22 protein-coding genes are annotated in these 25,033 nt (G+C 75.8%); 16 read left to right on the top strand and 6 right to left on the bottom strand.

Annotation, left to right across the window (positions count from 1 at the left end):
* Positions 1-110 precede the first annotated feature (110 nt).
* Positions 111-467 carry a HesB/IscA family protein gene (locus ACI78U_RS11785; RefSeq protein WP_456875500.1) on the bottom strand — a complete coding sequence of 119 codons (357 nt, stop codon included), beginning with the start codon at positions 465-467 and terminating at the stop codon, positions 111-113.
* A gap of 143 nt (positions 468-610) precedes the next feature.
* On the opposite strand from ACI78U_RS11785, the gene ACI78U_RS11780 reads away from it, so the two are divergent.
* A complete protein-coding gene (locus ACI78U_RS11780; RefSeq protein ID WP_456875499.1) occupies positions 611-1,222 on the top strand; it encodes a DUF3043 domain-containing protein in 612 nt (203 codons plus the stop codon).
* Positions 1,223-1,225: 3 nt separating this feature from the next.
* Here the strand turns inward: ACI78U_RS11780 and ACI78U_RS11775 are convergent, their stop codons facing one another.
* Positions 1,226-2,071 (bottom strand): alpha/beta fold hydrolase, encoded by an 846-nt coding sequence (locus ACI78U_RS11775; protein ID WP_456875498.1) that lies wholly within the window; start codon positions 2,069-2,071, stop codon positions 1,226-1,228.
* A 66-nt stretch (positions 2,072-2,137) separates the two neighbouring features.
* Here ACI78U_RS11775 and ACI78U_RS11770 point away from each other — a divergent pair, with 66 nt between their 5' ends.
* Both ACI78U_RS11770 and ACI78U_RS11765 read left to right on the top strand, forming a co-directional pair.
* Positions 2,138-2,695 (top strand): TetR/AcrR family transcriptional regulator, encoded by a 558-nt coding sequence (locus ACI78U_RS11770; protein WP_456875497.1) that lies wholly within the window; start codon positions 2,138-2,140, stop codon positions 2,693-2,695.
* A 39-nt stretch (positions 2,696-2,734) separates the two neighbouring features.
* Positions 2,735-3,718, top strand: coding sequence for an aldo/keto reductase family protein (locus ACI78U_RS11765; RefSeq protein ID WP_456875496.1), 984 nt, complete (start codon positions 2,735-2,737; stop codon positions 3,716-3,718).
* Between the two features lie 41 nt (positions 3,719-3,759).
* Here the strand turns inward: ACI78U_RS11765 and ACI78U_RS11760 are convergent, their stop codons facing one another.
* Positions 3,760-3,972: a hypothetical protein gene (locus tag ACI78U_RS11760; RefSeq protein WP_456875495.1), complete on the bottom strand. Its 213-nt coding sequence runs from the start codon at positions 3,970-3,972 to the stop codon at positions 3,760-3,762.
* A 112-nt stretch (positions 3,973-4,084) separates the two neighbouring features.
* Between ACI78U_RS11760 and ACI78U_RS11755 the strand changes: the two genes are divergently transcribed.
* Genes ACI78U_RS11755 through ACI78U_RS11740 form a run of 4 tightly spaced genes read left to right on the top strand, consistent with a single transcriptional unit; the run spans position 4,085 to position 6,532 of the window.
* Positions 4,085-4,525 (top strand): phage holin family protein, encoded by a 441-nt coding sequence (locus tag ACI78U_RS11755; RefSeq protein WP_456875494.1) that lies wholly within the window; start codon positions 4,085-4,087, stop codon positions 4,523-4,525.
* The gene (locus ACI78U_RS11750; protein ID WP_456875493.1) at positions 4,522-5,085 is read left to right on the top strand and encodes a DUF3618 domain-containing protein; all 564 of its coding nucleotides are present in this window, start codon (positions 4,522-4,524) and stop codon (positions 5,083-5,085) included. The genes ACI78U_RS11755 and ACI78U_RS11750 overlap by 4 nt, the downstream gene beginning before the upstream one ends.
* Complete coding sequence (locus ACI78U_RS11745) at positions 5,082-5,357, top strand: DUF4235 domain-containing protein (RefSeq protein WP_456875492.1); 276 nt, start codon at positions 5,082-5,084, stop codon at positions 5,355-5,357. Before ACI78U_RS11750 ends, ACI78U_RS11745 begins: the two co-directional genes overlap by 4 nt.
* 38 nt (positions 5,358-5,395) lie before the next feature.
* On the top strand, positions 5,396-6,532 hold the full coding sequence (locus ACI78U_RS11740; RefSeq protein WP_456875491.1) for a YihY/virulence factor BrkB family protein: 1,137 nt from the start codon (positions 5,396-5,398) through the stop codon (positions 6,530-6,532).
* Positions 6,533-6,544: 12 nt separating this feature from the next.
* Here ACI78U_RS11740 and gcvT read toward each other — a convergent pair whose 3' ends face one another.
* Entirely contained in the window at positions 6,545-7,654 is a 1,110-nt protein-coding gene (gene gcvT, locus ACI78U_RS11735; RefSeq protein ID WP_456875490.1) for a glycine cleavage system aminomethyltransferase GcvT, read from the bottom strand.
* A gap of 81 nt (positions 7,655-7,735) precedes the next feature.
* On the opposite strand from gcvT, the gene ACI78U_RS11730 reads away from it, so the two are divergent.
* The 4 genes from ACI78U_RS11730 to ACI78U_RS11715 all read left to right on the top strand — a co-directional run bounded on the left by ACI78U_RS11730 (position 7,736) and on the right by ACI78U_RS11715 (position 13,783).
* On the top strand, positions 7,736-9,247 hold the full coding sequence (locus ACI78U_RS11730) for a leucyl aminopeptidase (RefSeq protein ID WP_456875489.1): 1,512 nt from the start codon (positions 7,736-7,738) through the stop codon (positions 9,245-9,247).
* A 156-nt stretch (positions 9,248-9,403) separates the two neighbouring features.
* On the top strand, positions 9,404-10,783 hold the full coding sequence (gene lpdA, locus ACI78U_RS11725; protein WP_456875488.1) for a dihydrolipoyl dehydrogenase: 1,380 nt from the start codon (positions 9,404-9,406) through the stop codon (positions 10,781-10,783).
* Positions 10,784-10,849: 66 nt separating this feature from the next.
* Positions 10,850-12,799: a 2-oxoglutarate dehydrogenase, E2 component, dihydrolipoamide succinyltransferase gene (sucB, locus tag ACI78U_RS11720; protein ID WP_456875487.1), complete on the top strand. Its 1,950-nt coding sequence runs from the start codon at positions 10,850-10,852 to the stop codon at positions 12,797-12,799.
* A 72-nt stretch (positions 12,800-12,871) separates the two neighbouring features.
* The gene (locus tag ACI78U_RS11715) at positions 12,872-13,783 is read left to right on the top strand and encodes a TIGR01777 family oxidoreductase (protein WP_456875486.1); all 912 of its coding nucleotides are present in this window, start codon (positions 12,872-12,874) and stop codon (positions 13,781-13,783) included.
* A 4-nt stretch (positions 13,784-13,787) separates the two neighbouring features.
* Here the strand turns inward: ACI78U_RS11715 and ACI78U_RS11710 are convergent, their stop codons facing one another.
* Positions 13,788-15,482, bottom strand: coding sequence for a serine/threonine-protein kinase (locus tag ACI78U_RS11710; protein ID WP_456875485.1), 1,695 nt, complete (start codon positions 15,480-15,482; stop codon positions 13,788-13,790).
* A gap of 119 nt (positions 15,483-15,601) precedes the next feature.
* Here ACI78U_RS11710 and ACI78U_RS11705 point away from each other — a divergent pair, with 119 nt between their 5' ends.
* The 3 genes from ACI78U_RS11705 to lipB all read left to right on the top strand — a co-directional run bounded on the left by ACI78U_RS11705 (position 15,602) and on the right by lipB (position 18,315).
* Positions 15,602-16,849 (top strand): NAD(P)/FAD-dependent oxidoreductase, encoded by a 1,248-nt coding sequence (locus ACI78U_RS11705; protein ID WP_456875484.1) that lies wholly within the window; start codon positions 15,602-15,604, stop codon positions 16,847-16,849.
* Entirely contained in the window at positions 16,849-17,583 is a 735-nt protein-coding gene (locus tag ACI78U_RS11700) for a Type 1 glutamine amidotransferase-like domain-containing protein (RefSeq protein ID WP_456875483.1), read from the top strand. The genes ACI78U_RS11705 and ACI78U_RS11700 overlap by 1 nt, the downstream gene beginning before the upstream one ends.
* Positions 17,584-17,661: 78 nt before the next feature.
* Positions 17,662-18,315 (top strand): lipoyl(octanoyl) transferase LipB, encoded by a 654-nt coding sequence (lipB, locus tag ACI78U_RS11695; protein WP_456875482.1) that lies wholly within the window; start codon positions 17,662-17,664, stop codon positions 18,313-18,315.
* 38 nt (positions 18,316-18,353) lie between these two features.
* Here lipB and leuS read toward each other — a convergent pair whose 3' ends face one another.
* Positions 18,354-21,245: a leucine--tRNA ligase gene (gene leuS, locus ACI78U_RS11690; RefSeq protein ID WP_456875481.1), complete on the bottom strand. Its 2,892-nt coding sequence runs from the start codon at positions 21,243-21,245 to the stop codon at positions 18,354-18,356.
* Positions 21,246-21,460: 215 nt separating this feature from the next.
* Between leuS and ACI78U_RS11685 the strand changes: the two genes are divergently transcribed.
* Together ACI78U_RS11685 and ACI78U_RS11680 are read left to right on the top strand one after the other, a co-directional pair.
* Positions 21,461-23,740: a putative bifunctional diguanylate cyclase/phosphodiesterase gene (locus ACI78U_RS11685; protein ID WP_456875480.1), complete on the top strand. Its 2,280-nt coding sequence runs from the start codon at positions 21,461-21,463 to the stop codon at positions 23,738-23,740.
* Between the two features lie 100 nt (positions 23,741-23,840).
* On the top strand, positions 23,841-24,959 hold the full coding sequence (locus ACI78U_RS11680; RefSeq protein ID WP_456875479.1) for a hypothetical protein: 1,119 nt from the start codon (positions 23,841-23,843) through the stop codon (positions 24,957-24,959).
* Positions 24,960-25,033 lie beyond the last annotated feature (74 nt).

Here is a 25,033-nt window from a genome sequence, read left to right as displayed (position 1 = left end):
CGCCCGTCCCCTCGAGGGGACGGGCGCCGTTCTGGTGACGGACTGGAACGGCCCCTCTGCAGGGTCCCGGGGCTCGCGGAGCGTGTCCCGGGGGCAGAGGGGTCCTTCCGTCAGTGGAACGAGTCGCCGCAGGCGCAGGAGCCCTGCGCGTTGGGGTTGTCGATCGTGAAGCCCTGCTTCTCGATGGTGTCGACGAAGTCGATCACCGCGCCGCCCAGGTACGGGCCGCTCATCCGGTCGACGATGACCTCGACGCCACCGAACTCGTAGGTCTGGTCGCCGTCGAGGAACCGCTCGTCGAAGAAGAGCTGGTAGCGCAGGCCGGAGCAGCCACCGGGCTGGACGGCGATGCGCAGGCGCAGGTCGTCGCGGCCCTCCTGGTCCAGCAGCGCCTTGACCTTGGCGGCCGCCGGGTCGCTGAGCAGCACGCCGGTGCTGCCGGTGGTCTCGGTGTCCTGCACCGTCATGTCGTTGTCCTCCCACATCCGAGGGGTCCGTTGCGGCACTCCCTGCCGCGGGTCAACACCGCCGTGGCGGGCCCTCTTCCCACTGTACGGCGCGCGGTCGCGACGGTCAGTCCCTCGCGCGGACGCACGTAGACTGCACGACCGTGAAGCTCCGCCTGCCCGGGCGCCGGGATCGTGCCTCCACCGCCCCGGAGACCGCCGCCGACGTGACCGAGACGCAGCTGGTCAAGTCCGGCGGCAAGGGCCGGCCCACGCCCAAGCGCACCGAGGCCCAGGGACGCCGTCCCGGCCCGCCGCCGCCGCCTCCCACCACCCGCAAGGAGGCCTACCGGCGGATGCGCGAGCAGCAGGCGCAGCGCCGGGTGCAGACCCGGGCCGGGATGGCCCGCGGCGACGACGCCTACCTGCCGGCGCGCGACCGCGGTCCGGTCCGCAAGCTGGTCCGGGACCTCGTCGACGCCCGCCGCAACGCCGGCAGCTACTTCCTGCCGGTCGCCGCGCTCGTCCTGGTGGGCTACTTCATCCCGAACCCGGCGGTGCAGAACTACACCGTCCTGCTCTGGTTCCTGTTCTTCCTGGTGATCATCGTCGACTCGGTGTTCCTGGGACGGCGGATCTCGCGGACCGTGCGCGAGCGCTTCCCCGACCAGCCGCACAAGATGCGGAGCCTGCGCTGGTACGGGATCAGCCGGGCCACGATGATCCGCCGGTGGCGCTTCCCCAAGCCCGAGGTCGCCCTCGGCGCCGAGGTCTGAGGCTCAGGGCACCGCGGCGCCCACCACGCGCCGCACCGCCTCGGCGACGGCGTCGGGCCGGTCCCAGGGCACGAACGTCAGCGCGTCGTCCAGCCAGGTGACCTCGGTCGCCAGCAGCCGGGCCAAGCGCTCGGCGTCGCGCACCGGGAAGACCCGGTCCCGGCGACCCCAGACGACGGCGGCGGGCACCCCGAGCCGGCCCAGCGCGGGGACGGCGTCGAGCAGGGGCCGGGGCCGGATCGAGGCGACGAGGGCCGTCAGGTCGGCCCGCACGGCGGCGTCGGTGCGCGCCGGCCGCAGCAGGTCGGCGACCAGCGGCCGGCCGAGGCCGCGGACGGTGAACAGGTTCAGCGGCCCGGGGTCGGCCAGGAGCCGGGGGACGGCGAGGACGCGCACGAACGCCGCCGGGACGCCCGGCACGCGGACCGCGCGCGGCAGCGGGCGCAGCAGCGGCGGCGGGAAGTGCTCGAACGCGTCACAGCCGGCCAGCACCAGTCCCGCCACGCGCCCGGGTGCGGCCGCGGCGGCCAGCTGGGCGAGCGCTCCCCCGCTGTCGTTGCCGACCAGCACCGCGGAGCCGGCGCCCACCCCGTCGAGGACGTCGAGCAGCGCACCGGCGAGGTGCTCGGGCGTCAGCGCCGACCGGTCGGGCACCGCCCGGGGATGGGCGCCCAGGGGCAGGTCGGGGACCACGACCCGGACGTCCGGCCCCAGCCGGTCGACCACGCCGTCCCACAACCGGCCGTCCAGCAGCAGCCCGTGCACCAGGAGGACCACCGGTCCCCCGTCCGCCGCCGTCTGCCGCACCCGCACCGGCCCGACCCGGGTCGTCACCGTCGTCTCGTGCACCGCTGCCTCCTCCATCGCGGTCGTGTGTAGCAGTCGCTACACACCGAGCAATGTAGCGTCTGCTACATGAGTGCGGCAAGGGAGACGCGGCAGCGGGAGACCTACCTGGCCGGGGCCGTCGACCACGTCCTCCGCGAGGGGGTCGCCACCCTGTCGCTGCGGCCGCTGGCCGCGGCCCTCGGGACCAGCGACCGGATGCTGCTGTACTACTTCGGCACCCGGGAGAGCCTCCTGTCCGCGGTGCTCGACGAGGTGGGCCGGCAGCTGCAGGCCGGCCTGGCCGCCGCGCTGCCCGGCGACGCCGTCCCGCCCGGCCGCCTGCTGCCGGTGCTGTGGACGTCGCTGCAGGACTCCGGCGCCGACGCCCACGTCCGGCTGTACCTGGAGGTGTCCGGGCTGGCCGCCCGCGGACGGCAGCCCTTCGCGGACCTCGCGCGCCGGGTCGCCGAGGACTGGCTGGCCTGGGTCGGGCCGCGCCTGGACGTCGCCGACGAGGAGCGGGCGGCCGCCGCCGCGGGCCTGCTCGCGGCCCTCGACGGCGTGCTGCTGGTGCACGCCGTGGCCGGGCCCGAGCGGGCCGCCGCGGCCGCCGGCTGGCTGGCGGGGCGGCTGGCCGGGCCCTGAGCGGGTGACCGCGGCGGGCCGGGGCTAGCGTCGGGCCACGTGGAGTACCGACGCCTCGGCCGTTCCGGCCTGACCATCTCCGAAATCGCCTACGGCAACTGGCTCACCCACGGGGGCCAGGTCGAGGAGGACGCCGCGCAGGCCTGCGTGCGCGCCGCCCTCGACGCCGGCATCACCACCTTCGACACCGCCGACGTCTATGCCGGCACCCGCGCCGAGGCGGTGCTCGGCCGCGCCCTGGCCGGCCAGCGCCGCGAGGGCCTGGAGATCTTCACGAAGGTCTACTGGCCCACCGGCCCGGGCCCCAACGACCGCGGGCTGAGCCGCAAGCACATCCAGGAGAGCTGCGAGGCCTCGCTGCGGCGGCTGCAGATCGACCACATCGACCTCTACCAGGCGCACCGCTACGACGAGACGGTGCCCCTGGAGGAGACGATGACCGCCTTCGCCGACCTGGTGCGCGCGGGCAAGGTCCTCTACATCGGGGTCTCGGAGTGGCGGGCCGAGGAGATCGCCGCCGGCGCGGCGCTCGCGCGCGACCTCGGCGTCCAGCTGATCAGCAACCAGCCGCAGTACTCGATGCTGTGGCGGGTCATCGAGGAGGAGGTCGTCCCGACCTCCCAGCGCGAGGGGATCTCGCAGATCGTGTGGTCCCCACTCGCGCAGGGCGTGCTCACCGGCAAGTACCGCCCCGGCGAGCAGCCGCCCGCGGGCAGCCGCGCCACCGACCCGGAGGCCGGCCGGTTCATCCGGCAGTTCATGACCGACGACGTCCTCACCCGGGTGCAGGACCTGCGGTCGGTCGCCGACGACCTGGGGCTGTCGATGGCCCAGCTCGCCGTCGCCTGGGTGCTGCAGAACGAGAACGTCGCCGCGGCGATCATCGGCGCGACCCGCCCCGAGCAGGTGCACGACAACGTGAAGGCCGCCGGCGTCCGGCTCGAGGACCACGTCCTCGAGCGGATCGACGAGGTCCTCGGCGACGTCGTCGAGCGGGACCCCGCGAAGACCTCCCGAGGCTGAACCGGCCGCCCCCGGTCTGACCCTCGACGTCGAGTCGAGGTTCAGGCCGGGGCGAGGCCCATCGGGCCGTAGGCCTTCCGGTCGCCGTCGAACAGGCTCACCGTGGCCACCCCCCGGGCCAGCAGGTCACGCCAGTTCTCCCCCAGCCACGACTCCGCGTCGCCCTGGTTGTCCGAGCCGGGCACCTCGACGCCCAGCGCGGCGGGGTCGATGGTCGCGCCGTCGGCATCCTCGAGCCGCCAGGTCCAGGTCATGGCCCGAGGCTAGTGACGCAGGACCGTGTCCGCGGTGTGATCGGCGGGTGGGTGTCGGGAGCGACCGGCAGGGGCATGGGAGGTCCGACGACCGCTGCCCACCGGAGGACCGATGACCGTGCCGTCCGCGGGGGGCGCCTCGCGCGCCACCCCTCCGCCCCCGACGACCGAGGACGCCTCGACCGGCCAGCTGATCAGCCAGCTGACCGAGCAGGTGTCGCGCCTGGTGCGCGACGAGGCCCGGCTGGCGCAGGCCGAGATGACCCAGAAGGCCAAGCGCCTGGGTGTGGGCGCCGGCCTGTTCGGCGGCGCGGGCCTGTTCGGCTTCCTGGGCCTGTGCGTGCTCGTCGCCACCGCCGTCCTCGCCCTCGACGTGGTCATGCCGGCCTGGCTCGCCGCGCTCGTCGTCGCCGTCGTGCTGTTCGCCGTCGCGGGCGTGCTGGCGCTGGTCGGCAAGAAGGACGTGCAGCAGGGCACCCCACCGGTGCCCACCGAGGCCATCGCCAGCACCAAGGCCGACATCGCGACCGTCAAGGAGAGTGCGCGCCGATGAGCACCGCGTCCGGCAGCTCCCGTCCCGACGGGTCCGACTCCGCCGGTCCGACCGATCCCGACGCCATCAAGGCCGAGATCGAGGCGACCCGCGAGCAGCTGGGCCGCACCGTCGACGAGCTCAGTGCCCGCCTCGACGTCCCCGCCCGCGCCAAGGAGGGGGCGGCCCGCGCCAAGGACACCGCGGTCGAGACCTACCGCGAGAGCCCGCCCGCCGTCATCGGCGCCGGTGCCGCGCTCGCGGGCCTGGTCGGCCTGGTCGCGTGGCGCCGCCGGCGCAGGCGCCGCCGTGCCGCGGCCGCCTCCACCGCGACCGGTGCCGCACTGGCGCAGGCGCGAGCGGACGCCCGGCGGGCCCGCGCGCAGGCCACCCGGGAGGCCAAGCGGGCACAGCGCGCCGTCGCCCGGGACGCCCGGCGCCGGGCGCTGGCGCAGAGCGCCGCCAAGAAGGCCGTCGCGCAGAAGGCCGTCGCCACGAAGGCCAAGGGCAAGGCGACGGGGAAGGCCACGGGCAAGGCCCTCGCCAAGAGCGGGGTCGCGAAGGGGAAGGTGCGCAGGTGAGCCAGAAGAGCGCGAAGCTGGTCTACCGCCCCGTGGGCCTGGGCGCCGGTCTCCTCGCCGGCGTCGTCTCCGGGGCGATCTTCAAGCAGGTCTGGAAGCGGGTCTCCGGCGAGGAGGACGCCCCCGACGCGCTGCAGAGCGAGTACCGCATGCGCGAGGTCGTGCTGGCCGCGGCCATCCAGGGCGCCATCTTCGCCGCGACCAAGGCCACGATCGACCGGCTCGGCGCGCGTGGCTTCACCAAGCTGACCGGCACCTGGCCGGGCGACTGACGGGACATCGACCGAGGACACGGACGGGAGGACCGGGCATGGCCGGGACCAGGCAGCGCGACAGCGCCGTCGACCGCATCCGGCAGCGGGTGGAGGAGAAGGCGGCCCGCCGGGCGGCCGCCCGGGAGGCGGAGGAGCGGGCCGCCCGCGGTGAGGGACCGGCCGACCCCGGCAGGGTCCCGCCCGGCGGCCCCACCCACGCCGACCTGCCCGGCGTGCACGCCGAGAAGCCGACGCAGATCCCGGCGCGCGGCTGGAAGCAGATCGTCAAGCGGGCGTGGGCCGAGCACAACGCCGACAACATGCCGATCATCGCCGGCGGCGTCGCGTTCTTCGCGTTCCTCGCGATCTTCCCCGCGCTGATCGCGACGATCTCCATCTACGGCCTGGTCGCCTCGCCGGAGACCGTCGCCCAGCAGGTCGAGGACCTGTCGGCCCAGCTCCCCGAGGACGCGGCGAGCCTCATCGGCACCCAGCTCACCGCGATCACCGAGAACAGCGGCGGCGCCCTGTCCCTGTCGCTGGCGGTCTCCGTGCTGGCCGCCCTGTGGTCGGCCTCGGGCGGTACCGGCAACGTGATCTCGGCGGTCAACATCGCCTACGACGAGGTCGAGACCCGCTCCTTCGTCAAGCGCAAGGCGATGGCCCTGGGGCTGACCCTCGGCGCGATCCTGTTCATCCTGATCACCTTCACGCTGGTCGCCGTGGTGCCGGCGCTGCTCGACGCGCTGCCACTGGGCGTCGTCGGCACGGTCCTGGCGCAGGTGGTGCGCTGGGTGCTGCTGCTCGGCGTCTTCGCCGGCTCGCTGGCGGTGCTCTACCGGGTGGCACCCGACCGCGACGCCCCGCAGCTGAAGTGGGTCAGCCTGGGCGCGATCGTCGTCACGGTCATCTGGGCGCTGGTCAGCCTGGGCTTCAGCTTCTACGTCGACGCCTTCGGGTCCTACGACAAGACCTACGGCACCATCGCCGGCGTCATCGTCCTGATGCTGTGGCTGTACCTCACCTGCTACCTGGTGCTGTTCGGCGCGGAGATCAACTCCGAGGCCGAGCACCAGACGGCCGAGGACACCACCGAGGGCGAGCCGGTCCCGATGGGGCAGCGCAACGCCACCATGGCCGACGAGCTGCCGGACCCGCCGGAGCCGACCAAGGAGTCCAAGCAGAAGGCCTGAGGGGCCGTCGTGCTAGCGGACGTGCGAGGGCACGAACGGCGGGCGGACGACCTCCACCGGCTGCGGGCGGCCCCGGACGTCGACGGCGAGGGCGGCACCCTCGGTCGGCTCCGCGGCGGTGTCGAGCAGGGCCAGCGCGATCCCGGTGCGCAGGGTCGGCGAGAAGGTGCCGCTGGTGACCTCGCCGACCCGCGCTCCCCCGGCGTCGAGGACGGCCATGCCCGGCCGGGGGATGCCGCGGCCGGGAGCGCGCAGACCCCACAGCAGGCGCGGGGCACCGGCCTCGCGCTCGGCCAGCAGGGCCTCGCGGCCCCAGAACGCCGGCTTGCGCCAGCCCACGGCCCAGCCGCTGCGGGCCTGGTTGGGGGTGATCGACCGCGACAGCTCGTGACCGTGCAGCGGGTAGCCCATCTCGGTGCGCAGCGTGTCCCGGGCGCCCAGGCCGCAGGCGCGGATGCCCTCGGCGGCCCCGGCCTCCAGCAACCGGTCCCACAGGTCGCCGGCCCGGTCGGCGGCGACGAGCAGCTCGTAGCCGTGCTCCCCGGTGTAGCCGGTGCGGCAGACGGTCACCTCCTCCCCTGCCCCGCCGGCGAAGGCCATGTAGGACAGGTCGGCGGCCAGCTCGGCGGCTGCGAGGACGGCGGCCGAGCGCGGCCCCTGGACGGCGAGGACGGCGACCTCCTCGTGCCGGTCGGTCACCGTCACCCCGGACGGCGCCGCGTCGGCCAGCCGGGAGAGCACCTCCTGCGCGTTCGCGGCGTTGGGCACCAGCAGCACGTCGTCGTCCGCGTGCAGGTAGACGATCAGGTCGTCGACCACGCCGCCGGCGTCGGACTCCCCGTCGGGGACGCAGCAGAGCGTGTACTGCGCCCGGCCGGGGCCGATGCGGGACAGGTCGTTGGTCAGGCAGGCGTCGACGAGCGCCGCGGCGCCGGGCCCGCGGACCGTGCCGGTGCCCAGGTGGGAGACGTCGAACAGGCCCACCGCCTCCCGCACGGCGGCGTGCTCGGCGAGGACGCCACCACCCGCGTACTCGATGGGCATCGACCACCCGCCGAAGTCGGCGAGCTTGGCGCCGGCCGCGACGTGGCGGTCGTGCAGGGGGGAGGTCCGCGGGCTCACACCGGAACCGTAGCGACGCCGGCCCGCCGACTCCTTCGCCGTCCTCACGACCGCCGGATCGGCGCCCCCTAGGATCGAGCGGTGCCGCCGACGATCACCGCCACCGACCGCCCGCTCGAGAAGACCCCCGCCGACGCCGTCGTCGTGGGGATCGGCAAGGGCACCTCCGGCCTGCTGCCCACGCCGGGTGCCGAGGCCGTCGACCGCCTGCTGGGCGGCCGGCTGCTGCCCGCCCTCGCCGACCTCGGTGCCCGCGGCGCCGAGGACGAGGTCACCCGGGTCGCGAGCCTCGGCCAGGGCCCCTTCCCCGTCGTGGCGGCCGTCGGCCTCGGCGCCCCGCAGAACGGCGGCGGTTACCCGGCCGAGGCGGTGCGCCGGGCCGCCGGGGCGGCCAGCCGGGCGCTGGGCGGCCGCGGCTCGGTCGTCTCGCTGCTCGCCGCGGTCGGGGGCACGCCCGACGCCGAGCGGCTGCACGCCGTGGGCGAGGGCGCGCTGCTGGGCGCCTACGAGTTCACCGCCTACCGCTCCGACCTGCCCGCCGACCGGCCGGCGCCGCCGCGCGAGTTCACCGTCGTCGTCCCGGACGCCGGCGCGGCCAGGGCGCCGCTGGCCCGGGTGCGCGCGGTCGGCGACGCGGTCGCCCTCGTGCGCGACCTGGTCAACACCCCGCCCAACGACCTGTACCCCGCCGAGCTCGCCGCCCGCGGCGCGGCGGCCGGCAAGGCCGCGGGGCTGTCGGTGGAGGTCCTCGCCGAGGACGAGCTCGCCGCCGGCGGCTACGGCGGCGTCCTCGCCGTCGGCGGGGGCTCCGCGCGCGGCCCGCGGCTGCTGCGGCTGCGGTACTCGGGCAAGCGGGCGCAGAAGAAGGTCGCCCTCGTCGGCAAGGGCATCACCTTCGACAGCGGCGGCCTGTCGATCAAGCCCGCCGCGAACATGCACCACATGACCAGCGACATGGCCGGCGCCGCCGCCGTGATCGCCACCGCCTGCCTGGTCGCCCGGCTCGGCCTGCCGGTCGAGCTGACCGCCACCGTGCCGATGGCGGAGAACCTGCCCAGCGGCACCGCCTACCGGCCGGCCGACGTGGTCACCTTCCGCAACGGCAAGAAAGCCGAGATCACCAACACCGACGCCGAGGGCCGCGTGATCCTGGCCGACGCCATCGCGCGGGCGGCCGAGGACTCCCCGGACGTGCTGCTCGAGACCTCCACGCTCACCGGCGCGCAGCTGGTCGCGCTCGGGGCCCGCACCGCTGGCGTCATGGGCAGCGACGACCTGCGCGACGCCGTCGTGGCCGCCAGCCGGCGCAGCGGCGAGCCGATGTGGGCCATGCCGATGCCCGAGGAGCTGCGCCGGGGCATCGACTCCCCCATCGCCGACTTCGTCAACGCCAACGCCGACCGGATGGGCGGCATGCTCGTCGGGGCGCACTTCCTCGCCGAGTTCGTCCCCGCCGGGCTGCCCTGGGCGCACATCGACATCGCCGGCCCGAGCTACAACACCGGCGCCCCGTGGGGCTACACGCCCAAGGGCGGCACCGGCGTCCCGGTCCGCACGCTGCTGGCCACGATCGAGGACCTGCTCGCCGGCTGACCACCACCCGGGCGGGGCGCCGGCGTCGTACCCGCGACGCGCGCCCCGCCGCTGGTCGGCGCCCTGAGCCGCCCCTCCGCCGGAGTGGCAGGATGGGCGCGGACCATCCCCCCGCCCGAACGGGCGGAGAAGGCCGAGATCAACGAGGAGCACGTCGTGAGCGCACCCACCACCCCTGCCGACCTGGTCATCCTCGGCGGTGGCTCGGGTGGCTACGCCGCCGCGCTGCGGGCGGCGGAGCTGGGCCTGTCGGTCGTCCTGGTCGAGAAGGACAAGGTGGGCGGCACCTGCCTGCACCGGGGCTGCATCCCCACCAAGGCGCTGCTGCACAGCGGTGAGATCGCCGACCAGGCCCGCGAGGGCGAGCAGTTCGGCGTCAAGACCTCGCTGGCCGGCATCGACATGGACGGCGTCAACGCCTACAAGGACGGCGTCATCGCGCGGCTGTACAAGGGCCTGCAGGGCCTGATCAAGAGCCGCGGCATCACGTACGTCGAGGGCGAGGGCCGGCTGGTCTCCCCCACCGCCGTGTCGGTCAACGGGCAGACCTACGAGGGCCGGCACGTCCTGCTGGCCACCGGGTCCTACTCGCGCAGCATCCCCGGCGTCGAGCTCGACGGCGTCCGCGTCATCGACAGCGAGCAGGCGCTCGGGCTCGACCGCGTCCCGACGTCGGCGATCATCCTCGGCGGCGGGGTGATCGGGTGCGAGTTCGCCAGCGCGTGGAAGTCCTTCGGCGTCGACGTCACGATCATCGAGGGCCTCAAGCACCTCGTCCCGCTGGAGGACGAGAGCTCCTCCAAGCTGCTGGAGCGGGCCTTCCGCCGCCGGAAGATCAACTTCGAGCTCGGCAACCTGGTGTCGCAGGTCGCGCACACCGAGAACGGCGTCAAGGTCAGCCTGCAGAACGGCAAGGAGTTCGAGGCCGAGATCGTCCTCGTCGCCGTCGGCCGCGGCCCGGTCAGCCAGGGCCTGGGCTACGAGGAGGCCGGCGTCGCGATGGACCGCGGCTACGTGCTGGTCGACGAGTACTGCCAGACCAACGTCCCGACCATCTCCGCCGTCGGCGACCTCATCCCCACCCTGCAGCTGGCCCACGTCGGCTTCGGCGAGGGCATCCTCGTCGCCGAGCGCCTCGCCGGGCTGCCGGTCGTCCCGATCGACTACGCCGGCGTCCCGCGGGTGACCTACTCCGAGCCGGAGGTGGCCTCGGTCGGCCTCACCGAGGCCCAGGCCCGCGAGAAGTACGGCGACGTCGAGACCCTCACCTACGACCTCGGGGGCAACGGCCGCAGCCAGATCCTCAAGACCCAGGGCGCGGTCAAGCTGATCCGGCAGAAGGACGGCCCGGTGGTCGGCGTGCACATGGTGGGCAGCCGCGTCGGCGAGCTGGTCGCCGAGGCGCAGCTGATCTTCAACTGGGAGGCCCTGCCCGACGAGGTGGCCGCCCTGATCCACCCGCACCCGACGCAGAGCGAGGCCATCGGCGAGGCCCACCTCGCGCTGGCCGGCAAGCCGCTGCACGCCCACAGCTGACGCCGCTCCCCGCGTCGCCGGCCGCCGTCTCCCCCACCCTCGCCACCACGAAGGAGCCCTCTCCCGATGCCGACCTCCGTCACCATGCCCGCCCTGGGCGAGAGCGTCACCGAGGGCACGGTCACCCGCTGGCTCAAGCAGGAGGGTGAGCAGGTCGAGGTCGACGAGCCGCTCCTCGAGGTGTCCACCGACAAGGTCGACACCGAGATCCCGTCGCCCGCAGCGGGTGTGCTCACCCGGATCCTGGTGGCGGAGGACGAGACCGTCGAGGTCGGCGCCGAGCTGGCGGTCATCGGTGGCGAGGGCGACGGCGACGCCGGTGGCGGCCCCGCCTCCGCGGAGGACGCCGACACCACGCCGCAGACCCCGACCGAGCAGGTCGAGGACGCCGGTCCCGGCCCGTCGGAGGAGAGCCGGCCGGCTCCGGAGCCCGCCACGGCACCGGCCGGCCAGGCCTCCTCGGGCGAGGCCTCCTCGGACGGGGCCTCCTCGGACGGGGCCTCCCCGGGCGGGGCCGCCTCGGGTGACGGCCAGGGCACCCCGGTGACCATGCCGGCGCTGGGCGAGAGCGTCACCGAGGGCACCGTGACGCGCTGGCTGAAGTCCGTCGGTGACGAGGTCACCGCCGACGAGCCGCTGCTGGAGGTGTCCACCGACAAGGTCGACACCGAGATCCCGGCGCCGGTGTCGGGCACCCTGCTGTCCATAGCGGTCAACGAGGACGAGACCGTCGAGGTGGGCGCCCAACTCGCGGTGATCGGCAGCGGCGCCGCCGGCGGTGCGCCCGCCCCGTCGGCTCCCGCGCCCGAGCCCGCCGCGCAGCAGACGCCGGTGCAGCAGCCGCCGGCTCCGCGCCAGGAGCCGCCGGCCGCCGCTCCCCCCGGCCCTCCGCCGTCGGTCCCCGCCGGTGCCGACTACGGCTCCGGCGCCGCCGAGACGGTCGCCGAGCAGCAGGCCACCCCGCCGACCCAGCCCCGCCCGGCCCCGTCCGGCGGGCAGGCCCCGGCCGCTCCTGCCCCGACCTCCGCTCCGGCACCTGCCGACGGCGGTGGCACCTACGTGACCCCGCTGGTCCGCCGCCTGGCCGCCGAGCACGGTGTGGACCTCTCCACGCTCACGGGCACCGGGGTCGGCGGGCGGATCCGCAAGCAGGACGTCCTCGCCGCCGCCGAGTCGGCCGGCGCGGAGTCGGCCGCCCCGGCCGAGGCCCCGGCGGCCCCCGCGCCGAGCGCTCCGGCCGCTGCCGGCCGCCCGGCCGCGCCGTCGCCGGCGGCGCAGCCGGACCCGTCGCTGCGCGGCCGCACCGAGAAGATGTCGCGCCTGCGCGGGGTCATCGCGCGCCGCATGGTCGAGTCGCTGGCCATCAGTGCGCAGCTGACGACCGTCGTCGAGGTCGACGTCACCCGGATCGCCCGGCTGCGCGACCGGGCCAAGCGGGACTTCCAGGCCCGCGAGGGCGTCAAGCTGTCGTTCCTGCCGTTCTTCGCCAAGGCGGCCGTCGAGGCGCTCAAGGTCCACCCGGCCGTGAACTCCTCGGTCGACCTCGAGGCCGGGACGGTCACCTACCACGACGCGGAGAACCTCGGGATCGCCGTCGACACCGAGCGCGGCCTGCTCGTGCCGGTCATCCACGGCGCCGGCGACCTCAGCCTCGGCGGCATCGCCCGCAAGATCGCCGACCTGGCCGAGCGGACCCGGATCAACAAGGTCACCCCGGACGAGCTGGGCGGGGGCACCTTCACGCTGACCAACACCGGCAGCCGCGGCGCCCTGTTCGACACGCCGATCATCAACCAGCCGCAGGTGGCCATCCTGGGCACCGGCTCGGTGGTCAAGCGTCCGGTGGTCGTCCAGGACCCCGACCTGGGCGAGGTCGTCGCGGTCCGCTCGATGGTGTACCTGGCGCTCACCTACGACCACCGCATCGTCGACGGTGCCGACGCCGCCCGGTTCCTCGGGACGGTCAAGGAGCGCCTCGAGGCCGGCCAGTTCGAGGGTGAGCTCGGCCTCTCCTGACGTCCCCCGGCCGGGTCCCGACGCGAGCGCCGGGACCCGGCCACCACCACGCCGAGGGGGACGAGGAGAGTCGTGAAGATCGCGGTCACCGGGGCCTCCGGGCTGATCGGCCGGGCGCTGGTCCCGGCGCTGCGCGCGGACGGGCACGAGGTCATCCGCCTGGTCCGCCGCACTCCCCGCACCGCCGACGAGCACCGGTGGGACCCGCAGCACAGGCGCGTCGACCCCGGGCTGCTGCGCGACGTCGACGCGGTGGTCAACCTGGCGGGCACCCCGATCCGGCCGCGCCCGTTCACCGCCGGCTACAAGCGCGACCTGGTCGCCAGCCGGATCGACAGCACGACGACCGTCAGCGAGGCGCTGGCCGCCGCGGTCGCCGCGGACCCGTCCCGGCCGCGGGTGCTCCTGTCGGCGTCGGCGGTCGGCTACTACGGCGACACCGGCGACCGCGTCGTCGAGGAGGACGCCGCCCCGGGGCAGGACTTCCTCGCCCGCCTGTGCGTCCAGTGGGAGGAGGCCACCCGCCCCGCGGCCGACGCCGGCGTCCGGGTGGTCACCCTGCGCACGGGTCTGGTGATCGGCCGCGGCGCGATGCTGGTGCGCGTCCTCGGCACGGTGTTCCGCCTGGGCCTGGGTGGCCGGATGGGGTCGGGCCGGCAGTACTGGCCGTGGATCGGCCTGGCCGACGAGATCGGCGCCATCCTGTTCCTGCTGACCGCCGGTGACGTCAGCGGTCCGGTGAACCTGACCGGCCCGGAGCCGGTGCGCAACCGCGAGTTCGTCCGCGACCTCGCCGCCGCCGTCTCCCGTCCGGCCGTCCTCCCCGTGCCGGCGATCGCCCTGCGGCTGGCCCTCGGCGAGTTCGGGCGCTCCAGCGTGCTCGCCGGGCAGCGAGCCGTCCCGGCCAGGCTGCAGGCAGCCGGCTACCGGTTCCGTCACGCGACGTTGCCGTCCGCCCTGCGCGAGGCCCTCGGGCGCGGCTGACCGGTCACGACAGCCGGCCGGCCGAGCCGATGCGCCACCCGCCGGGACCGGAGACCAGGACCATCTCGACGCCGGCCGGCGACCGGCCCGGCTCGGTCCGCCGCACCGGGCCGTCCGGGTCCTCCGCGGACACGACGGCGCACTCCGGCCAGCTGTCGAGGAACTCCACCCGCACGGGACCGCCGGTCGTGGCCTCGCCGGGGAGCGTCACCTGCGTGACGGTCGGCCGGAACCCACTCAGCACCTCCCCTGCCGACGTCAGCGCCGCCAGGTACGCGCGGTCTGTGGCGAGCAGCGGGCTGTCGGCGGTGTAGACCTCCTCCAGCAGGGCTGCATCTCCCGTGCCGAACGCCTCGGCGCGCCGCTGGTACAGCGTGGTGAGGACGGCGGTCCAGTCCGTCTCCTCGGCGGCCGGCGGCGCAGGCGGGCCCGGCGGCGAGGCCGCCCCACCCGGCGGAGCAGCCGGCGGCACGGGGGACGGCGACGGCGACGGCGACGGCGACGGCGACGGCGACGGCGACGGCGACGGACCCTCGGCGGTGGTCGCGGCCGCCTCGCTCACCGGAGCCGGGCTGGCCGGTCCCGACCGCGACCAGGCCAGACCTCCCCAGATCGCCACGACGACCAGGACGGCTGTGCCGGCACCGGCCGCGGTGCGGCGCAGCGCCGCTCGACCCGGCCACCGGAGGCGGCGAGCGGCGGGCCGGACCTCCCGGGGAGTGGGCCTGCGGTGCCGGCCGGGGACCTGGTGGGTCAGCTCGGTCCGCGGTCCCCGGCCGGTGCGGCCGAGGTCGGCGTCGGGAACGCCGGCACGGGGCAGCCGGACGGGCTCGGGACGGCAGGCGTGGCGCAGGTCGAGGGCGAACGCCGCGGCCGAGCCGCGGGCGTGGGGATCGGCCGACAGGCCCCGGGCGACCACCTCGAGCAGCGCCGGGGGCGCGTCGGGCGCGAGGGCGGCGAGGTCGGGCAGGTCGCCGGCGGCCGCGACGGCGAGGGTGTCCGCCGGCGTGGCCGCGTTCCAGGGCGCCACCCCGGTCAGCGCGTGGAAAGCGGCGGCGGCCACGCCGAAGACGTCGGACGCCGGACCCGGCGCACCGCCGCGCGCCACCGCGGGATCGACGTAGGCGGGGGTGACCTCACCGGCCGCCTCCTCCCCCAGGACGCGCGCCACGCCCAGGTCGGTGAGCACGGGCCGCCCCTCGGCGGTGAACACGACGTTGCCCGGCGAGAGGTCGCCGTGGACGACGCCCTCCTCGTGCGCCCGGGCGAGCGCCGCCGCGACCGGGGCCAGCGTGGTCACCACCTCGCCGGGGCGCAGCCGCCCGCGTCGGGCCAGCAGGGACGCGAGGCTGCCGCCCTCGAGCAGGTCGAGGACGAGCGCCACCCGGGGCGGGCCGCCGCGCCGGGGCTGGTGGACCACCTCGTGCAACCGGACCAGGTGCGGGTGGTCCAGTGCACCGAGGAGGGCCGCCTCGCGCGCCTGCCGCTCGGCGTCCCCGGCCACGAGGACCTTGACCGCCACCGGCGGGCCGCCGTCGCGGGGACGGGCACGCCACACCTCACCGGACCCGCCCCTCCCGAGCAGCCGGTCGAGCCGGTAGCCGGGCACCACCGGGGGCGCGACCGGGGCCGCGGGACCGGCGTCGGTCTCCGCGTCGGAGCCGGGACGGTCGGCGTCGGGATCGCGCAGCGTGGACACGGCCGGGGACGGTAGGCCGATCCGCCGCCGGCCCGCTCCGGCTGTCCACAGGCGTCGGGTCCGTCCACAGCCGCCGACCCGGACGGGTGTGCAGCGGCGGCTGGACCTAGGTTCGGGCCATGCCACCGCCGCCCCGCGCCGAGGTCGTCGTCGTCGGCGCGGGCCTGGCCGGGCTGTCCGCGGCCACCCGGTTGGCCGCCGCCGGCTGCGACGTCCACGTGCTCGAGGCCGCCGGGAACGTCGGCGGACGGCTGGCCACCGAGCGGGTCGACGGGTTCGTCGTCGACCGCGGGTTCCAGGTCTTCAACACCGGCTACCCCCGCGCCGCCGACCTCGACCTGGAGGCACTCGGCCTGGGCTACTTCGCTCCCGGTGCCGTCGTCCGGGCCGGCGGCCGCGCGCACCGGGTGGCCGACCCGCGCCGGGTGCCCACGGCGCTGCCGGACACGCTGCGCGCACCCGTCGGGTCGCTGCGGGAGAAGGTGGCCATCGCCGCGTTCTCCGCACGGGCGGGCTACTGGCCGGTCCCCCGCCTGCTCACCGCCCGCGAGACGACGGCCGCCGAGCACCTCCGGCAGGCCGGCGTGGGGGCGACGGCGATCGAGCGCTTCTTCGGCCCGTTCCTCGCCGGCGTGCTGCTCGAGGACCGGTTGGAGACCTCCAGCCGCTACCTCGACCTGCTCTGGCGCAGCTTCGCCCGCGGCGCTACCGGCCTGCCGGCGCAGGGCATCCAGGCCATCGGCGAGCAGCTCGCCGCCCGGGTCGGGGCCGGGCGGGTGCACACCGGCGTGCGGGTCACCGCGGTCACCGGCACCGAGGTCACCGCCGACGGCGGCCGCACCCGTGCCGACGCCGTCGTCGTGGCCACCGACCCCGACACCGCCGCCGGCCTGGTCCCGGCCGTCGAGGCCGCGGCCCCGCGGCAGGTCACCACCCACTACCACGTGCTGCCGGCCTCGCCCTGGACCGAGCCGCTGATCGTCCTCGGCACGCCGGACGGGCGGCTGGTCAACAGCGTGGTCCTCAGCGACGCCCAGCCCACCTACTCCCCCGACGGTCGCGCCCTGGTCGCCAGCAACTCGTTGGCGCCCACCCGGGAGACCGACGTCCGCGACGAGGTCGCCCGGCTGCACGACGTCGCCGTGAGCGACCTCGCGCACCTGGCCACGGTCACGGTGACCGGGGCGCAGCCGGCCGCCCTGCCCCCGCTGCGGCACCGCCGTCCGGTCGACCTCGGCGGCGGTCTGTACGTGTGCGGCGACCACCGGGACACCCCGTCCATCCAGGGCGCCATGGCCAGCGGCCGGCGCACCGCCGCGGCCGTCCTCCGCGCCCTGCGCCCCACGACCGCGACCGGAGCCGCCTGATGCCCGCGGCCGCCCCGACGATCCTGGCCACCAGCATCGGCTTCGACTCCCGCGGGCGGGGCCCGTACGACTGGGCGCCCGGCCCCGTGTTCGACCTCGCGGTGGAGCTGGCGGGCGCGCCGCAGCACCCGCGGCTGTGCTACCTGGGCACCGCCACCGGCGACGACCCGGCTCGGCTGGCGGCGGTCTACGGCGCGTTCGCCGGCAGTGCGGTGCGGATGAGCCACCTGAGCCTGTTCCCGATGCCCACGGTCGCCGACGTGCGGGCGCACCTGCTCGCCCAGGACGTCGTCTGGGTCGGCGGCGGGAGCGTGGCCAACCTGCTCGCGGTGTGGCGGGTGCACGGCCTCGGCGACGTGCTCGCCGAGTGCTGGCGGGCCGGTGTGGTGCTCGGCGGGGTGTCGGCCGGGTCGCTGTGCTGGCACGTCGGCGGCACCACCGACTCCTACGGCCCTGACCTGCGGCCGGTCACGAACGGCCTGGGACTGATCCCGACCTCCAACGGCGTCCACTACGACTCCGAGGAGCAGCGCCGCCCGCTCTACCACCGGCTGGTGGCCGACGGGACGCTGCCGGCCGGGCACGCCACCGACGACGGTGTCGGCCTGGTCTACCGCGGCACCGAGCTGGCCGAGGTGGTCGCCGACCGGCCCGGCGGGGCCGCCTACCGGGTCGAGCGCGGCCCCGACGGCACCGCCGTCGAGACCCGCCTCGAGCCCCGCAGGCTCCGGTGACCGGCCTCCCTGCAGGGGCCCGTCGCGAGCGTGCGAGCGACGGGGGGGCAGGGAGGTCCTTTCTATAGGCTGGAGATCGTGGCCGAGTTGCGCGTCGTCCGGGCAGGCACCGTCCCCTACGAGGAGGCCTGGGCGCGGCAGCGCGAGATCCACGCCGCGCGGATCGCCGGCGAGGGGCCCGACACGCTGCTGCTCCTCGAGCACCCGTCGGTCTACACCGCCGGCCGTCGCACCGAGCCGCACGAGCGCCCGTTCGACGGCACGCCGGTGATCGACGTCGACCGCGGCGGCAAGATCACCTGGCACGGCCCCGGCCAGCTCGTCGGCTACCCGATCGTGGCGCTGCCCGACCCGGTCGACGTCGTCGCCCACGTGCGGCGGCTGGAGGACGCGCTCATGGAGGTCTGCGCCGGCGTCGGCGTGCGCACGCAGCAGGTCGAGGGGCGCAGCGGCGTGTGGGTGGCCGCCGACGCACCCGGGACCGGCAACCGGCCCGAGCGCAAGATCGCCGCGATCGGGGTGCGGGTGGCGCGCGGGGTGACCATGCACGGCTTCGCGCTCAACTGCGATCCCGACATGTCGGCGTTCAGCAACATGGTCCCGTGCGGCATCGCCGACGCCGGGGTGACCTCGCTGAGCGCCGAGCTGAGCCGCGACGTCCCGGTCGCGGAGGTCATCGACGCGGTCGAGGCCGCGGTGCGCCGGGTCCTCACCCTCGCTCCCGCCGTGTGACCCGGGCGGGCGGCGCGCAGCCGCCCGCCCGGCACCGGTCAGCCGACGACGAAGTTGACCAGCCGCCCCGGGACGGCGACCACCCGCCGCACCGTCTTCCCGGTCAGCTGCGCGGCCACCTTCTCGTCCGCCCGCGCCACCTCCTCCAGGGCCGCCGCGTCGGCGTCGGCCGGCACGGTCACCTGAGCCCGCACCTTGCCGTTGACCTGGACGGCGACCTGCACGGTGTCCTCGGTCAGCCACTGCTCGTCGGCGACCGGGAACGGCGCCCACGCCACCGAGTCGGAGTGGCCCAGCCGCGCCCACAGCTCCTCGGCCAGGTGCGGCGCCAGCGGCGCGACCAGCAGCACCAGCGGCTCGGCCACCGACCGCGGCACCGGGGAGTCCGCGCCATAGGCCGCGGTCAGCGCGTTGGTCAGCTCGGCGATGCGGGCGATGGCCACGTTGAACCGCAGCGTCGCCATGCCGTCGCGCACGCCGGCGATGGCCCGGTGCAGCGCGCGCAGCACGTCGTCGGACGGGGCCGCGTCGTCGGCCGCGCGGACCGCACCGGTCTCCTCGTCGACGACGACCCGCCAGATCCGCTGCAGCAGCCGCTGGGAGCCGACGACGGCCTTGGTGTCCCACGGCCGCGACTGCTCCAGCGGGCCGGTCGACATCTCGTAGACCCGGAACGTGTCGGCGCCGTAGGCCCCGATCATCTCGTCGGGCGTCACCATGTTCTTCAGGCTCTTGCCGATCTTCCCGTACTCGCGGTTGACCGGCCTGCCCTCGTACAGGAACTGCCCGTCCTGCTCCACCACCTCGGCGGCGGGCACGTAGAAGCCGCGCTCGTCGGTGTAGGCGTAGGCGGAGATGTAGCCCTGGTTGACCAGCCGCCGGAACGGCTCCTCGCTGGAGACGTAGCCCAGGTCGTGCAGCACCTTGTGCCAGAAGCGCGCGTACAGCAGGTGCAGCACCGCGTGCTCCATCCCGCCGACGTAGAGGTCCACCCCGCCGACGTCGCCGGGCGCACGCGGGCCCAGCCAGTAGCGCTCCAGCTCCGGGTCGACCATCTGGGTGTCGTCGGAGGGGTCCAGGTAGCGCAGGTAGTACCAGCACGACCCGGCCCAGTTGGGCATCGTGTTGGTCTCGCGACGGTAGGTCTTCAGCCCGTCGCCCAGGTCCAGCTCGACGGTGGTCCACTCGGCGACCCGCGACAGCGGCGGCTCGGGCTGGGACTCGGCGTCGTCGTCGGCGAAGGTCCTGGGCGAGTAGTCGTCGACCTCGGGCAGCAGCACCGGCAGCATGGACTCGGGCACCGCCCGCGGCAGGCCGTCCTCGTCGTAGACGATCGGGAACGGCTCGCCCCAGTAGCGCTGCCGGCTGAACAGCCAGTCGCGCAGCTTGTAGGTGGTCGTCGCCTCGCCGTACCCGTGCGCGACCAGCCACTCGACGATCGCGGCCTTGGCCGCGTCGACGTCCAGGCCGTCCAGGGACAGGTCCGCGTTCGACGAGTTGATCGCGGGGCCGGGACCGGTCCAGGCGTCGCCGTCGAAGTCGGCCGGCGGCTGCACCGTCCGCACGATCGGCAGGCCGAACACCTCGGCGAACTCCCAGTCGCGGACGTCCTGCCCCGGCACCGCCATGATCGCGCCGGTGCCGTACCCGGTCAGCACGTAGTCGGCGATGAACACCGGCAGCTCCCGGCCGTCCACCGGGTTGACGGCGGTGACGCCCAGCCAGACACCGGTCTTCTCGCGGCTCTCGTTCTGCCGGTCCAGCTCCGAGCGGCGCGAGGCCTGCCGCTGGTACTCCCGCACCGCCTCGGCCGGCGTCGCGGCGCCCGCGGTCCAGCGCGGGTCGGTGCCGTCGGGCCACGCGTCCGCGGTCAGCGTCTCGACCAGCGGGTGCTCGGGCGCCAGGACCATGTAGGTCGCGCCGAACAGCGTGTCGGGGCGGGTGGTGAAGACCTCGATGGACTCCTCGCCCACGGGGAACCGGATCCGCGCGCCGGTCGAGCGGCCGATCCAGTTGCGCTGCATCTGCTTGACCGAGTCCGACCAGTCCAGCCGGTCCAGGTCGGCCAGCAGCCGCTCGGCGTAGGCGGTGATCCGCATCATCCACTGGGTCAGCGGGCGCCGGAACACCGGGAAGTTGCCCCGCTCGGAGCGGCCGTCGGGGGTGACCTCCTCGTTGGACAGCACCGTGCCCAGGCCCGGGCACCAGTTGACCGGCGCCTCGTGGCGGTAGGCCAGCCGGTGGGCGTCGACGACGCGGCGCTTGTCGGCGTCGGCCAGCTCGGCCCACGGCAGCCCCGAGGGGTTGGTGCCCGGCGCGGGCTCGCGGGTGCCGGCGTCCAGCTCGGCCACCAGCTCCTCGACGGGGCGGGCACGGCCGGCCTCCTCGTCGAACCAGGCGCCGAAGATCTTCAGGAAGATCCACTGGGTCCACCGGTAGTAGCCCGGGTCGATGGTGGCGAAGGTGCGGCGCTCGTCGTGGTCGACCCCCAGGCGGCGCAGCTGCGCCCGGATGGCGGCGATGTTGGCCTCGGTGGTGATCCGCGGGTGCTGACCGGTCTGCACGGCGTACTGCTCGGCCGGCAGGCCGAAGGCGTCGTAGCCCATCGGGTGCAGCACGTTGTCGCCGTCCATGCGCCGGAACCGGCTGGTCACGTCGGTGCCCAGGTAGCCCAGCGGGTGCCCGACGTGCAGTCCCGCACCCGAGGGGTACGGGAACATGTCCATGAGGAACGCCTTGGGCCGGCCGGCGACCCGGTCGAAGCCCTCGGACAGCCGGCCCGTCGGGTTGGGCGTGTGGAAGGTGCCCTCGGCCGCCCACCGGTCCTGCCACGCCAGCTCGATCCGCTGGGCCAGCGCCGGCGTGTAGCGGTGCGGCGGCACCCCTTCCTCGGCAGGCTCGGTGGTGGGCTGGCTCGCCGTCTGGCTCATCGCGGTGCTCCCGGGGTCATCCGTCGGCGGACATGAAAAAACCCCTCACACAGGAGGGGTCGCCGTGCTGACAGGTCGATCAGGTCAGCACGGCCGGAGAAGCAGGCGTCCGCCGGTCACCCCCCCAGCCTAGCGCGCGGCGCCGTCTCACCCGGAGGGGTCGGACTCGGTGCGTCCCGGTGCACCCGGCCGCCGCACCCGCCGATGCAGTACCCGTGCGTCCCGCAGCGGTGTCCTCCCGGCTCCGGGGAGCCGGTCCCCGCGACCTCCTCCTGCTGGTCGCGGTCCTCGGCGTGGCCGCCTTCGCCACCGGCGTGGGCCCGCGACCCGCCGGCGCCGCGTGGGACGTCGTCTACGACGTCGTCGTCTACCACCTGCCGTGGCTGGCCGCCGGTGCCGCGTGCTGGCTGACCGCCCGCACGGCCCCGCGCGAGGCCCTCGGCTGGCGGGCCCTGGCGACCACGCTCGTCGCCGGGGCCCTCGGCAACGTGGTCCGCATCCTGGAGACCGGCCAGGCCGGCACGTCGCCCTCCCTGGTCGGCGACGCCAGCGTGGCGGTGGCCTACGTCAGCCTCTACGTGGCGCTGCTGGTCTTCATCCGCGCCCGCGTGACCCGGTTCCTCGCCAGCACGTGGCTCGACGGGATCGTCGTCGCGCTGGGGACGACCGCGGTCGGCATCGGCTTCGTGCTCGGTCCCTTCTCCGCCGCCACCGGCACCGTCTCGCTGCTGCAGCTGGCCTGGCCGGCGGCCGACGTCCTGCTGCTGGGAGTGGTCGCGGGCGTGTGCGCCGTCCTCGGCGTCCACGTCGACCGCACGCTGCTGCTGGCCGCCGGGGCGGTCGCGTTCTTCGCCGTGGCCGACGCCGCCCTGTTCGTGCTCAGCGCCGCCGGCCGGTACACCGACGGGGGCCCGCTCGAGCTGGTCTGGCTGGCCGGCGTCCTCTGCGCCGCGGTCGCCGCCCAGCGCACCACCGGTGACCCGGCGCCGCGCGCCGACGACGGCGGGGTCCGGATCACCTGGCGGCTGGTGGCCCTGCCGCTGGCCGGCACGCTGGCCGCCCTCACCGTCCTCGCGGCCGGGTTCGGCGGGGACCTGCCCGCCGGCGCCGGGTGGGTCGCCGTCGCCTGCGTGCTCGCCGCGCTGGCCCGGACGGCGGTCACCTTCCGCGAGGTCCGCACGTTCACGGCGGTCCGCCAGGAGGCCCGCACCGACGAGCTGACCGGCCTGCCCAACCGCCGCGCCCTGCTCGAGACCGCCCGCAGGGTGCTCGCCGTGGCCACCACCACCACGCGCCCGGCCGCCCTGCTGCTGCTCGACCTCGACGGGTTCAAGGAGGTCAACGACAGCCTCGGGCACGGCGCCGGCGACCAGCTGCTGCGCCAGGTGGGCCCGCGGCTGGCCCCCGCGCTGCGACCCGGTGAGGTGCTCGCCCGCCTCGGCGGCGACGAGTTCGCCGTGCTGCTGCCCCGCGCGGACCTGCGCACCGCCGCCGAGCGGGCCGGGGTCGTCCACGACCTGCTGCGCCGGCCCTTCACCGTCGACGGCATCCGGCTGCACGTCGGCGTGAGCATCGGCGTCTCGACCGCGCCGGTCCCGGCCGACGACGTGCAGGAGCTGCTGCGCTGCGCCGACGTCGCCATGTACGCGGCCAAGACCGAGCGGACCGGCGTCCACGTCTACGTGCCCGACCCCTCCAGCGGCTCGGGCGAGCGGCTGCGCACGATGGAGGAGCTGCGCACCGCCCTGGTCGCCGGCGAGCTCGACGTCCACCTGCAGCCGCAGGTCGCCATGGACGACGGCCGGGTGGTCGGCGTCGAGGCGCTGCTGCGCTGGCACCACCCCGAGCGCGGCCTGCTCGGCCCCGCCGCCGTGCTGCCCGCCGCCGAGCAGGCCGGCCTGCTGCGCCCGCTGACCGACGCGGTCCTGGAGCGCTCGCTCGACGCGGTCGCGCAGTGGTGGGACACCTACGGCGTCCCGGTGTCGGTGAACCTGTCGGCGGCGAACGTGGCCGACCTCGACCTGCCCGGGAAGGTCGGCGCGCAGCTGGCCCGCCGCGGGCTGCCCGCGGCGGCGCTGACCCTCGAGCTGGTCGAGGACACCCTCATGGCCGACCCCGAGCGCGGCCGCACCGTGCTCGCCGAGCTGCGCCGCCTGGGCGTGCGCACCTCGATCGACGACTACGGCACCGGCTACAGCTCGCTGGCCTACCTGCGCCGGCTGCCGGCCGACGAGCTCAAGCTCGACCGCAGCCTCACCGCCGACGTGGCCGACGACGAGCGCGCCGCGGCGATCGTGCGGCACACCGTCGCACTGGCCCACGACCTCGGGCTGAGCCTGGTCGCCGAGGGCATCGAGGACGAGGTCACCGCCGCCCGGCTGGCGGGCCTGGGCTGCGACGTCGCGCAGGGCTACGCCGTCGCCCGGCCGATGCCGGTCGGGGACCTGCTGCGCTGGCTGGCCGCCGAGCGCCGCCCGCTGGTGCGCAGCGCCTGACGGCGCCCTGCCGGCGGCGGACGGACGGCGCCGGCTCGGGGTGTGCCGATCCGGTGGAGCGGGCAGGATGGCCGGAGTCGATCACCCGGAGGTACATCCCGTGTTCCGCTCACCGTCCCGGAACCAGGTCGTCGGGGCCGAGTCCCCCGGCCAGGTCATCGGGGCCGAGCTCCAGGAGAGCCTGACCCACCTCGGGGCCGCCGTCACCGAGGCCCGCCGGGCCGCCGCGGAGCAGCTGGCCCCCCGCGTCGACGCCGCCCGCGAGACGGCCGGCCCGGTCCTGGACGCCGCCCGCGTGGCGGTCGCCCCGAAGGTGGCCGCGGCGGTCGCCGTCGCCGCCCCCGCCGTCAGCTCCGCGCTGGAGGCGCTGGCCCCGCGCGTGGACGCCGCCCGCGACGCCGCCACCCCCGCGCTGGAGCTGGCCCGCGAGAAGGTCGACGCCGCCGTCGAGGCGCTCACCCCCCGCGTCGTGGTGGCCCGCGACACCGCCGGTCCCGCGGTCACCGCGGCGCTGACCGCCGCGGGCGCGGCCGCGGCCCGGGCCGCCGCCGACCTGGCGCCGCGCCTGGAGGCCGCGCAGGAGGCGACCCGCGCCGCGCTGGCCACCGAGGTCGCCCCCCGCGTCGCGGCCGCCCGCGACACCGTCGTCCCGGCGCTGGGCAGCGCCCGCGACAGCCTCGTCGCCGGCGTCGGCACCGCCCTGGGCCAGCTCGAGCACCGCCGCGCCGAGCTCGTCGGCGGGACGGCGAAGGCCGGGAGGAGGGCAGCGGTGAGGACGAGGAAGGCCAAGGCGAAGACCGCGCGCAAGGCCGGGAGGACCAGGCGTTCGGTGGGTACCCAGCCGGAGCCGCGGCGCTGGCCGTGGCTGCTGGCCGTGGTCGCGGCGGTCGCCGCGGCGACGGTGCTGATGCGCCGCAAGAAGGAGGACCCGTGGACGCCGGCTCCCGCCGGTGACGGGCCCGTGCCCAGCTACCGAGAGGACCCCGTGCCCAGCTCCCCGAGCAACGACCAGTCCGGCAAGACCGTCTCCGACGCGATGTTCGTCGCCGGCGACTCGGCACCCGCCGAGTCCGACATGGGCATCCGCGACGCCCAGAACGTGGCCGGCGACGACGACGCCGGCGACACCGACCCCACGCAGACCGCTCCCGAGCCGTTCACCAGCGGCGGCGGCGCGCAGGAGGGGCCGACCGCAGGCCCCGCGGCCGGGCAGGCCTGAGCCTCCCCGGAGCCGTTCCGTACCGCCCCCGCCGTCCCTCGTGGCCGCGGGGGCGGTGCGCGTCCGGGGGTACC

It is taken from the genome of Geodermatophilus sp. SYSU D00710 (genome assembly GCF_054050195.1).
The sequence above is the reverse complement of the archived record's forward strand: the minus strand, read 5'-3'. Positions and strand labels throughout refer to the sequence as shown.

Bases quoted from the DNA above. Each gene is read 5' to 3' on its own strand.
- ACI78U_RS11770 (WP_456875497.1), top strand. From the start codon at position 2,138: ATGAGTGCGGCAAGGGAGACGCGGCAGCGGGAGACCTACCTGGCCGGG.
- sucB (WP_456875487.1), top strand. From the start codon at position 10,850: ATGCCGACCTCCGTCACCATGCCCGCCCTGGGCGAGAGCGTCACCGAG.
- ACI78U_RS11700 (WP_456875483.1), top strand. From the start codon at position 16,849: ATGCCCGCGGCCGCCCCGACGATCCTGGCCACCAGCATCGGCTTCGAC.
- ACI78U_RS11785 (WP_456875500.1), bottom strand. From the start codon at position 467: ATGACGGTGCAGGACACCGAGACCACCGGCAGCACCGGCGTGCTGCTC.
- ACI78U_RS11705 (WP_456875484.1), top strand. From the start codon at position 15,602: ATGCCACCGCCGCCCCGCGCCGAGGTCGTCGTCGTCGGCGCGGGCCTG.
- ACI78U_RS11740 (WP_456875491.1), top strand. From the start codon at position 5,396: ATGGCCGGGACCAGGCAGCGCGACAGCGCCGTCGACCGCATCCGGCAG.
- ACI78U_RS11750 (WP_456875493.1), top strand. From the start codon at position 4,522: ATGAGCACCGCGTCCGGCAGCTCCCGTCCCGACGGGTCCGACTCCGCC.
- ACI78U_RS11755 (WP_456875494.1), top strand. From the start codon at position 4,085: ATGACCGTGCCGTCCGCGGGGGGCGCCTCGCGCGCCACCCCTCCGCCC.
- leuS (WP_456875481.1), bottom strand. From the start codon at position 21,245: ATGAGCCAGACGGCGAGCCAGCCCACCACCGAGCCTGCCGAGGAAGGG.
- ACI78U_RS11760 (WP_456875495.1), bottom strand. From the start codon at position 3,972: ATGACCTGGACCTGGCGGCTCGAGGATGCCGACGGCGCGACCATCGAC.